The following is a 9,247-nucleotide window of genomic DNA, read 5'->3' as shown; positions in this document are numbered from 1 at the left end:
AAAAAAATGGGCGACCAATCTGGTCGCCCGCCCAATTCATTCCGGGATGGGAATGCTAGAAACGCTTGTGTCCGATCACGCAAGATTCAGACGCGCCCTTTGTACCCCCCGAACGCCAGCCCAACCATTGCACCAAGGTCTAAGAGGCCGTTGAACACGCCCTGTGCGGCCTCGCCTGAAACCCCAGCGGCCTGCCGGCTCAGGCTTCTTCCCGTCCCAATCCGTACTGCCGCAGCTTGTTGGCGATGGTGGTGTGCGACACCCCCAGGCGCTTGCCCAACTGCCGGCTGCTGGGGTGGTCGGCAAACAGCCGCTCCAGCACCGCCCGCTCGAAGCGCCCGACGATGGCCTCCAGCCCACCTTCCAGGGAGAAGTCCCCAAGAGGCTGTGGCGCGCCGTAGTCCGGCAGGCGGATGTGCTCGGCACGCACCTGGCCGCCTTCGCACAGGGAGACCGCCTGGAACAGCACGTTTTCCAACTGCCGCACGTTGCCCGGCCAGTGGTAGCGCGACAGCCGCTCCAGGGCCTGGGGCGCCAGGGTTGGCAGCGGGCAGCCGATCTGTCGGCTGGCCGAGTCGAGGAAGTGCTCCACCAGCGGCGCCAGCCCATCCAGGCATTCGCGCAGCGGCGGGATGTGCAGGGACAGCACGTTGAGGCGGTGGTAGAGGTCCTGGCGGAACTCGCCCCGCGCGCACAGCTCCGACAGGTCCACCTGGGTGGCGCAGATCACCCGCACGTCCAGGTACACCTCCTCGTCGCTGCCCACCCGGCGGAAGCAGCCGTCCTGCAGGAAGCGCAGCAGCTTGGCCTGCAGGCGCGGGCTCATCTCCCCCACCCCATCGAGGAACAGCGTGCCGCCGGCGGTCAGCTCCAGCAGGCCCAGCTTGCCCTCCGGCCGGGCACCCTCGAAGGCCCCGGGGCCGTAGCCGAACAGCTCCGTCTCGGCCATGGATTCCGGCAGCCCCGCGCAATTCAGCGCCATGAACGGCGACTGCCCGCGCGGGCTCGCCAGGTGGCAGGCACGGGCAAGCAACTCCTTGCCGGTGCCGGTCTCGCCCTCGATCAGCAGCGGCGCGTCCAGCGGCGCCATGCGCCGCGCCTCGCGCACCACCGCCGCCATCACCCGCGAACTCTGGAAGATGCTGTCGAAGCCGCGCAGCTCGTGCTTGCGCACGTTGTAGATGCGCTCCCCCACCCGGTCGGCGCGGTGCAGGGTCAGCACCGCGCCGGCCAGCGCCTCGCTCTCGTCATGCTCGGATTGCAGCGGCGCGATGTCGGCCAGGAACACGCCGCCGCGCACCTTGATGCGCAAGCCGTTCACCCGCGCCTTGTTGGCCCGCACCACTTCCGGCAGGTCGAAATCCTCCACGTAGCGCGACAGCGGGATGCCCGGCACCTCGTCCACCCGCACGCCCAGCAACTGCGCCGCCGCGCGGTTGGCAGCGACGATGGAGCCGCCCATGTCCACCGACAGCACCGGGAACTCCAACGCGCCCAGCAGGGCGTTCAGCTCCAGGTGGCGACGCTCGCTGGGCATCAGCCCCACGCGCTTGACGCCGAACACGCCGGGGATGGCCTCCAGCTTCGGCCGCAGGGATTGCAGTTGCAGGTTGATGAGGTTGGGGCACAGCAGGTAGATGGCGTTGCCCTGGTCCCCGCCCACTTCGCCACGGTTGACGTTGATGCCGTAGTCGACGAGCAGGTTGAGGATGTCGCGCAGGATGCCTACGCGGTTCTGGCAATGGACTTTGATACGCATGAGGCACCCCGAAACGGGCTCTTGTCAGTGCACCTCCAAAAACTACCTGCGTTGTCATCGCTGCGTTAAAAACCGACTCAAAGTGCTCATTTACACCACGTAAACTGCGCTTTTTCGCCTGTTTTTGCCTTGCGCTGACGGCCTCGCCTACGTTTTCAGAGGTGCACACCAGGGGCAGCGCCGGGAAAATCAGCGTCCTGCCCGATTTTTCCGTCAAGAATATGTGACGCTTCGACGCACCAGCAAGGCCGAAACACCGGCCACTGGCAAAATCGTAAAGAATTCGTTACGAAACACACCCCCGCCTCCCCATCCAGCCCGACCTCCTGCACCGCCCCAGCCCACCGAAACGCGGTATCCCTGGGTCAACACAACAACAACGTCGCGCCCTGGGAGGCCGAATGAAAACCACCCACTACGTGGCCCGCGAGCCGGACGACAGCGGCTTCATCCATTACCCGGACAGCGAGCACGCCGTCTGGAACACCCTCATCACCCGCCAGCTCAAGGTGATCGAGGGGCGCGCCTGCCAGGACTACCTGGATGGCATCGAACGCCTCGCCCTGCCCCACGACCGCATCCCCCAGCTCGGCGAGATCAACCGCGTGCTCCAGGCCGCCACCGGCTGGCGCGTCGCCCGCGTCCCGGCGCTGATCCCCTTCCAGACGTTCTTCGAGCTGCTGGCCAGCCAGCAGTTCCCCGTGGCCACCTTCATCCGCACCCCGGAGGAGCTGGACTACCTGCAGGAGCCCGACATCTTCCACGAGATCTTCGGCCACTGCCCCCTGCTCACCAATCCCTGGTTCGCCGAGTTCACCCACACCTACGGCAAGCTCGGCCTCAAGGCCACCAAGGAAGAGCGCGTGTACCTCGCCCGCCTCTACTGGATGACCATCGAGTTCGGCCTGGTGGACACCCCCCAGGGCCGCCGCATCTATGGCGGCGGCATCCTCTCCTCGCCGAAGGAGACGGTCTACTCGCTGTCCAGCCAGCCCGAGCACCAGGCCTTCGACCCGCTGGAAGCGATGCGCACACCGTACCGGATCGATATCCTGCAACCCCTGTACTTCGTGCTGCCGGAGCTGAAGCGCCTGTTCGAGCTGGCCCATGAAGACATCATGGCCCTGGTCCACCAGGCCATGGCCCTCGGCCTGCACGCGCCGAAATTCCCGCCCAAGGCGGCCTGAACCGAACCAGACTCAAGGAGCCGGCGAGCCACGCCGGCCGAACGAACAACGGAGAACCCCATGACCGCCTTGTCCCAAGCCCACTGCGAAGCCTGCCGCGCCGGCGCCCCGCTGGTTTCCGACGACGAACTGGCCACGCTGATCAAGGAGATCCCGGACTGGAACATCGAAGTCCGCGACGGAATCATGCAGCTGGAGAAGGTCTTCCTGTTCCGCACCTTCCGCCACGCCCTGGCCTTCACCAACGCCGTCGGCGCCGCCGCCGAGGAAGAAGGCCACCACCCGGGCCTGCTCACCGAGTGGGGCAAGGTCACCGTCACCTGGTGGAGCCACGAAGCCAAGGGCCTGCACCGCAACGACTTCATCATGGCCGCGCGCACCGACCGCATCGCCGAAACCGCCGAGGGCCGCAAATGAGCCACTTCGCCGCCGTGGGCCGGGTGCCGGGCGACCCCATCCTCGGGTTGATGGACGCCTTCCGCCAGGACACTCACCCCAACAAGCTCGACCTGGGCGTCGGCGTCTACAAGGACGCCCGCGGCCTCACCCCCATTCCCCACGCCGTGAAGCACGCCGAGCAGCGCCTGCTGGAGCTGGAAACCACCAAGACCTACGTCGGTGGCCACGGTGATGCCGCCTTCGGCCGCCTGCTGCAGGACCTGGTGCTGGGCATCGGCAACCCCGTGCAGCGCGCCGGTCGTGCCGGCACCACCCAGGCCCCGGGCGGCACCGGCGCCCTGCGCCTGGCCGCCGAGTTCATCGCCCGCAACCTGCCGGGCCGTGGCGTCTGGCTGAGCGACCCGACCTGGCCGATCCACGAAACCCTCTTCAACGCCGTCGGCGTCGCGATCAGCCACTACCCCTACGTGGACGCCGCCAACCGCCTCGACGTCGAGGGCCTGCTGGCCGCCTTCGAGCGCATCCCCGTCGGCGACGTGGTGCTGCTGCACGCCTGCTGCCACAACCCCACCGGCTTCGACCTGGCCCAAGCCGACTGGCAACGGGTGCTGGAGGTGGTGAAGCGCCGCGAACTGCTGCCGCTGATCGACTTCGCCTACCAGGGCTTCGGCGATGGCCTGGACGACGACGCCTGGGCCGTGCGCCTGTTCGCCGAAAACCTGCCGGAGGTGCTGGTCACCAGTTCCTGCTCGAAGAACTTCGGCCTCTACCGCGAACGCACCGGCGCCCTCATCGTCTGTGCCGAAGATGCCGAGAAGCTCGCCGACGTCCGCAGCCAACTGGCCTTCCACGCGCGCAACCTGTGGTCCACCCCGCCCGCCCACGGCGCCGCCGTGGTCGCCACCCTCCTCGAGGATGCCAAGCTGAAGGCCGAGTGGATCACCGAGCTGGAGGGCATGCGCCGCCGCGTCGCCGACCTGCGCCGGGGCCTGGTGGAAGCCTTGCAGCCCTACGGCCTGGCCGAGCGCTTCGCCCACATCGGCGCGCAGCGCGGCATGTTCTCCTACACCGGCCTGTCGCCGGAGCAGGTGGCGCGACTGCGCAACGAGTTCAGCATCTACATGGTGGGCACCGGCCGCGCCAACATCGCCGGGCTGGACTTCAGCCGCATCGGCGACCTCGCCGCCGCCATCGCCAAGGTCTGCTGAGCGCACCGGGCGGCCCCTACCCGGGGTCGCCCGGCCGGCTCAGTAATCCACCTTGCCGCGCCCGGCCTTGATCGCCCCGCGCTTGCTCTTGCCGTCGAGGCGACGGGTCTTGGAGCCGAGGGTGGGTCGCGTCGGCCGGCGTTTCTTCTGCACCACCGCCGCCTCGCGGATCAACGTCGCCAGGCGCTCCAGCGCATCGGCGCGGTTCTGCTCCTGGGTCCGGTACTGCTGGGCCTTGATCACCACCACCCCATCGGCGGTGATGCGTGCATCCCGCAGCGCCAGCAGGCGCTCCTTGTAGAAAGGCGGCAGCGACGACGCCTGGCTGTCGAAACGCAGGTGCACCGCACTGGAGACCTTGTTGACGTTCTGCCCACCGGCGCCCTGGGCACGGATGGCGGTCAGTTCGATCTCGTCGTCGGGGATCTGGACGTTGGAGGAAATCTGCAGCATGACGACGACCCGCGAAAAAGGGCGCTCAGAATACGCCGTGCAAAGGGCCTGATGCGAGCGCGCTGGCCCGTCGACACTGAACTACGCTTAGTCAACGATCCGCTTCGCAAGGGAGGGCCAGGGGATGAACATCCGTCAGAAACTGGTGGCATCGGGCGTCATCAGCGTGCTCGCCGCCGCGCTGCTGGGGGGCATCGGCCTGCTTGGGCAGAACCGCCTCGCCGACGCGCTGACCGAGAACCAGCTCAGCGTCAGCGCCCTGCGCAACCACATGGAAGGCGACATGATGCACGACGCCCTGCGCGGCGACGTGCTCGCCGCCTTCGTCGCCGAGCCCGGTGACAGCGCCGCCGCCGGCCAGGTGCGCAGCGACTTGAGCGAGCACAGCCAGTGGTTCCGCAAGGTCATGGACGAGAACGCCACGCTGCCACTGAGCCCCGAGGTCAGCCAGTCCATCCGCGACCTGCGCCCGCTGATCGACACCTACATCAATGCCGCCGGCAAGCTGGTGGACGACGCCCTGCGCGATCCCCAGGCGAGCCGCGCGCAGTTGGGAGACTTCCAGCGCATCTTCGGCGAACTGGAGGAGCGCAACGAGAAGCTCAGCGCCCTGATCGAGACCCGTGCCGACGAGGCTCGCCAGGCCGCCAGTGAAGCCGTGCGCAGCGCTGTCTGGTGGCTGCTGGGCGGGCTGGTGCTGGTCTGCGTGGTGCTCTGCCTGACCACCGCCCAACTGATGAGGACCGTGCTGCGTCCCCTGAAGAAAACCATCGACGTGGCCCGCGCCATCGCCCAGGGCAACCTGCGCAACAGCATCCAGGTGGAAAGCCGCGACGAAGCCGGCCAACTGATGGAAGCCCTGGCCCAGATGCAGAACAGCCTGCGCGAGATGATCGCCAGCATCCGCCTCGAAAGCGAAGAACTGCGCGGCACCGCCACCACCCTCAGCGATACCTCACGGGGCATCGTCGACGGGGCCAACCAGCAGGCCGAGAGCGCCGCCAGCATGGCCGCTGCCATGGAGCAGATGATCGCCAACATCGCCCAGATCGCCGACCACGCGCGCAATGCCCAGGGCATCTCCGCCCACTCCGAAGGCCTGGCCAGCAGCGGCGGGCAGGTCATCCTCGGGGTGGTGGACGGCATGAACCGCATCGCCGAGGCGGTGAACAGCTCCTCCAGCACCATCACCGCCCTGGGCCGTTCGTCCGAAGAGATCCACTCCATCATCCAGGTCATCAAGAGCATCGCCGAGCAGACCAACCTGCTGGCCCTCAACGCCGCCATCGAAGCGGCCCGGGCCGGTGAGGCCGGGCGTGGCTTCGCCGTGGTGGCCGACGAGGTGCGCAACCTCGCCGCGCGCACCGCCCAGTCGACCCAGGAAATCACCGGCATGATCGCGCGCATCCGCGAAAGCACCGACCAGGCGGTGAACAGCATGCAGACCGGCGTCACCCGCGTGCAGGACGGCGTCAACCTCGCCACCCAGGCCGGCAGTTCCATCAGCGAGATCCGCGAGGGTGCCCACAAGGCCGCCGAAGTGGTGGACGAGATCTCCCACACCATCGGCGAGCAGTCCAAGGCCAGCAGTGAAGTGGCCCAGCGGGTCGAACTCATCGCCCACATGTCCCGCAGCAACACCGAGGCCATGCACGAACTGGCCGAAGCCGCCCAGCGCCTGGACCAGGTGGCCGCCGCCATGCAGTCCTCGGTGTCGCGCTTCCAGGTCTAGCCCCCTCCCCTGTCCGCCCACGAAAAAGCCGCCTTGCCCATCAGGGCAAGGCGGCTTCGTGGTGCGGCCAAGCCAGCGGTCAGGCCGCCAGGCGGACGGCCTCCAGCAACGCCGGTAGCGGCAGCGCATGAGCACCGCCGATGCTCAGGGTCACCTGCTGGCCGGCGGCCCCGGCGTAACGCTGCAGGGCTTCCGGCGTCAGCTGCGAGCCATTGAACGCGGCGTCGAAGCGCTTCTGGTCACCCGCCACCTCGAAGGCAGCCAGCAGGCTGGGCTCGGCCACTTCCTGGGCCGTGTTCACCGCCACTGTGGTGCTCACGCCGGCCGCCTCCAGCGCCAGGGCCAGGTTCACCTCGGCCTGCTGGGCGCCGTTGAACTCCACCGAGAGCTGCCGGGTGTTGCCGGTCGCACCGATGCAGGCCAGCAGGCTGGCGCTGTCCAGGGACTCGGCGGTGTTCACCCGCACCAGGGTGTTGGTGCCGGCACTGGCTACCACGCTCGCCAGGTCGGTCTCGCCGGCCTGCGCGCCGTTGAACACCAGACTCAGGTGACGGCCATTGCCTGCGGCCCCCAGGGTGTCGCGCAGCTCATCGGGCGTCAGGGCCTGGGCACCGCCGATGACGATGCCGGTGCTCGCCCCCGCTGCCTCGACCGCCTGCAGCAACTGGGCGGCCGGTTGCGTACCGCTGAGTTCCACGGCGAGGTTGCGCCCGTCACCAGCCGCCTCCAGGGCCGCCAGCAGAGCGTCCGGGGCCAGCGACTGGGCGGCGCCGATGCCGATGTCGACCCGCTCACCCGCCACGCCCAGTGCAGCCAGCAGCGCTTCGGCGCTGGCGCGGCCGCCGGTGAAGGTGGCGCGGACCTGGCGGCCATCACCGGCCGCCGCCAGGGTGGAGCGCAGTGCAGCGGGGTTCACCGCCTGGGCGGCATTGATCTCAACCGCCGTGTGCGGGCCGGCGAAGCTCACCGCCTGCTGGAGGTTGCGCGTCTCGGCGCGGGCCCCGTCGAAACCGAGCACCAGGCGGCGGTCGCTGCCGGCGGCGCTCACCACCGACAGCAGCGCCCCCGCGTCCAGGCCGTGGGCGGCCCCGTAGTGCACGGTGGTGTTTTCACCGGCGGCCAGGAGCACCTGGCGCAAGGTATTGATCGCGACAGAACCGTCGAAGTGCAGAACGAGCTTCATGACTGACTCCCGAAAATTCCAACGCCTCAGGGCAGCGGCAACCCTCCCAGAGCCGCGAGCTTCGGGCAATCGGGCATCAGTGACGGGAGTGGGCGAAAGGTCGGAAAGCCCGGTCCGAAAGGGGCCCCGGGGCTATTCGAGGACCATCCAGTCGATGACACCCACCTCGTCGTTGGCCGGCATCTTCAGCACCTGGCCGTCGCTGCGCCGCTGCAGGATCGAGCGACCGGCGCCCTGCTTCAGCCCGTCCGCCTCGCGGACCGCCACGGCCCGGTCGGTAGGGCTGAACAGCGACAGGCCATCACCCTCGTGACGCACGCGGGTGCCCACCGGGTAGTGCCAGCCACCCAGCACCAGCGACCGGGCCAGTTCGCCCTCCCAGAACACCGGTTCACGCCGGGCATCCAGCTCCAGCACCAGAGACTGCCAGTGCAGGCCATCGAACGGCAGATCAGCAGGGCCGTCGTTGCGCAGCACCCAGTGATCGTCCAGTCGTCGCAGCACCGTGCCGGCCGGCCAGGCGATGCCCTGCACCGAATGGTCGGGCGTCAGTGGGCAGCTCTCGAAGTGCCATCCGGCGGGTTTCAGGCGGTCCTCCTGGATGCGGCGGAACTCCACCCACTCGCCGGCGGCGCAGGGCCACCCCACCACTTCGCCTTTGCGGGCCAGGCGCACACGGCTGGAGTCATAGCCGGTCGGCAGGTCCAGGGCGTCCACCTGAAAGCCGAGCAGCGCCATGGGCGCGGGCAGCTCGGCCTTCTGCAGGCTCTCCAGCCCGTGGGGCTGGGGCTGGTCCTGCCAGTCCAGCGGATCGAGGGTTTCCAGCTTGACCTGGCTGCCCGCCGGAAAGGTCAGCTCGCCCAGGGTCAGCGGCTGCTCCAGGCGCGGGTTGAGCGCCGCCTGACGGGCGGCGAATTCCGCCGCGAATTCGCGCTCCTGCAGCCACAAGGCGCCCATCAGCCCCACCGGCACCAGCATCACCAGCGTCAGCAGGCCGTAGCGCCACGGGCGCGCCAGCACATGCCGGCGCGAACGCGGCCAGCACAGGGACGCCGCCAGGGCCAGCAGCACCGGCACGGCCAGCAGGCCGAGCAGGTAGATCAACCCGATGACCAGAAACACGGTGGGGTTGGGGACGGGGATCATCGACGCGCCTCGGCAATGGCGGGCGCCCATGCTCGCAGAAAATCCGGGAAGGCAGGCAGGCGCATCCCACCATCCGCGAGGCCGATCACACTCACCGATTCACAAACCGGACGCAGGATCGTCAGGAAGAGGAAGGACGGCAAACAGGCCCGCCCGGCGGATCGCAGGGGCACGCTCCAC

8 protein-coding genes are annotated in these 9,247 nt (G+C 68.6%); 4 read left to right on the top strand and 4 right to left on the bottom strand.

What is annotated here, in order from left to right; all coding sequences use genetic code 11:
- Positions 1-199: 199 nt before the first annotated feature.
- On the bottom strand, positions 200-1,759 hold the full coding sequence (locus A9G05_RS23555) for a sigma-54-dependent transcriptional regulator (RefSeq protein WP_069563262.1): 1,560 nt from the start codon (positions 1,757-1,759) through the stop codon (positions 200-202).
- Between the two features lie 356 nt (positions 1,760-2,115).
- Between A9G05_RS23555 and phhA the strand changes: the two genes are divergently transcribed.
- The 3 genes from phhA to A9G05_RS23540 are packed head-to-tail and all read left to right on the top strand — an operon-like array spanning position 2,116 to position 4,553.
- Positions 2,116-2,946, top strand: coding sequence for a phenylalanine 4-monooxygenase (phhA, locus tag A9G05_RS23550; RefSeq protein WP_338135292.1), 831 nt, complete (start codon positions 2,116-2,118; stop codon positions 2,944-2,946).
- A 60-nt stretch (positions 2,947-3,006) separates the two neighbouring features.
- Positions 3,007-3,363 (top strand): 4a-hydroxytetrahydrobiopterin dehydratase, encoded by a 357-nt coding sequence (locus A9G05_RS23545; RefSeq protein ID WP_044411526.1) that lies wholly within the window; start codon positions 3,007-3,009, stop codon positions 3,361-3,363.
- Entirely contained in the window at positions 3,360-4,553 is a 1,194-nt protein-coding gene (locus tag A9G05_RS23540; RefSeq protein ID WP_069563260.1) for an amino acid aminotransferase, read from the top strand. Before A9G05_RS23545 ends, A9G05_RS23540 begins: the two co-directional genes overlap by 4 nt.
- Before the next feature lie 39 nt (positions 4,554-4,592).
- Here the strand turns inward: A9G05_RS23540 and arfB are convergent, their stop codons facing one another.
- Positions 4,593-5,006: an alternative ribosome rescue aminoacyl-tRNA hydrolase ArfB gene (arfB, locus tag A9G05_RS23535; protein ID WP_044411522.1), complete on the bottom strand. Its 414-nt coding sequence runs from the start codon at positions 5,004-5,006 to the stop codon at positions 4,593-4,595.
- Positions 5,007-5,130: 124 nt separating this feature from the next.
- On the opposite strand from arfB, the gene A9G05_RS23530 reads away from it, so the two are divergent.
- Positions 5,131-6,738, top strand: a complete 1,608-nt coding sequence (locus A9G05_RS23530) for a methyl-accepting chemotaxis protein (protein ID WP_069563259.1) — start codon at positions 5,131-5,133, stop codon at positions 6,736-6,738.
- Between the two features lie 79 nt (positions 6,739-6,817).
- Here the strand turns inward: A9G05_RS23530 and A9G05_RS23525 are convergent, their stop codons facing one another.
- Together A9G05_RS23525 and A9G05_RS23520 are read right to left on the bottom strand one after the other, a co-directional pair.
- The gene (locus tag A9G05_RS23525; RefSeq protein WP_069563258.1) at positions 6,818-7,921 is read right to left on the bottom strand and encodes a hypothetical protein; all 1,104 of its coding nucleotides are present in this window, start codon (positions 7,919-7,921) and stop codon (positions 6,818-6,820) included.
- 132 nt (positions 7,922-8,053) lie between these two features.
- A complete protein-coding gene (locus A9G05_RS23520) occupies positions 8,054-9,067 on the bottom strand; it encodes a hypothetical protein (protein WP_069563257.1) in 1,014 nt (337 codons plus the stop codon).
- Between the last annotated feature and the right edge of the window lie 180 nt (positions 9,068-9,247).

Origin of the sequence: Pseudomonas sp. ENNP23 (genome assembly GCF_001728945.1) — a bacterium.
Classification (GTDB): Bacteria; Pseudomonadota; Gammaproteobacteria; order Pseudomonadales; family Pseudomonadaceae; genus Metapseudomonas; species Metapseudomonas otitidis.
The sequence above is the reverse complement of the archived record's forward strand: the minus strand, read 5'-3'. Positions and strand labels throughout refer to the sequence as shown.

What these genes read in the sequence shown, in the direction of transcription:
- A9G05_RS23555 (WP_069563262.1), bottom strand. Translation starts at nt 1,759, where the DNA reads ATGCGTATCAAAGTCCATTGCCAGAACCGCGTAGGCATCCTGCGCGAC.
- A9G05_RS23545 (WP_044411526.1), top strand. Translation starts at nt 3,007, where the DNA reads ATGACCGCCTTGTCCCAAGCCCACTGCGAAGCCTGCCGCGCCGGCGCC.
- A9G05_RS23540 (WP_069563260.1), top strand. Translation starts at nt 3,360, where the DNA reads ATGAGCCACTTCGCCGCCGTGGGCCGGGTGCCGGGCGACCCCATCCTC.
- arfB (WP_044411522.1), bottom strand. Translation starts at nt 5,006, where the DNA reads ATGCTGCAGATTTCCTCCAACGTCCAGATCCCCGACGACGAGATCGAA.
- A9G05_RS23530 (WP_069563259.1), top strand. Translation starts at nt 5,131, where the DNA reads ATGAACATCCGTCAGAAACTGGTGGCATCGGGCGTCATCAGCGTGCTC.
- A9G05_RS23525 (WP_069563258.1), bottom strand. Translation starts at nt 7,921, where the DNA reads ATGAAGCTCGTTCTGCACTTCGACGGTTCTGTCGCGATCAATACCTTG.
- A9G05_RS23520 (WP_069563257.1), bottom strand. Translation starts at nt 9,067, where the DNA reads ATGATCCCCGTCCCCAACCCCACCGTGTTTCTGGTCATCGGGTTGATC.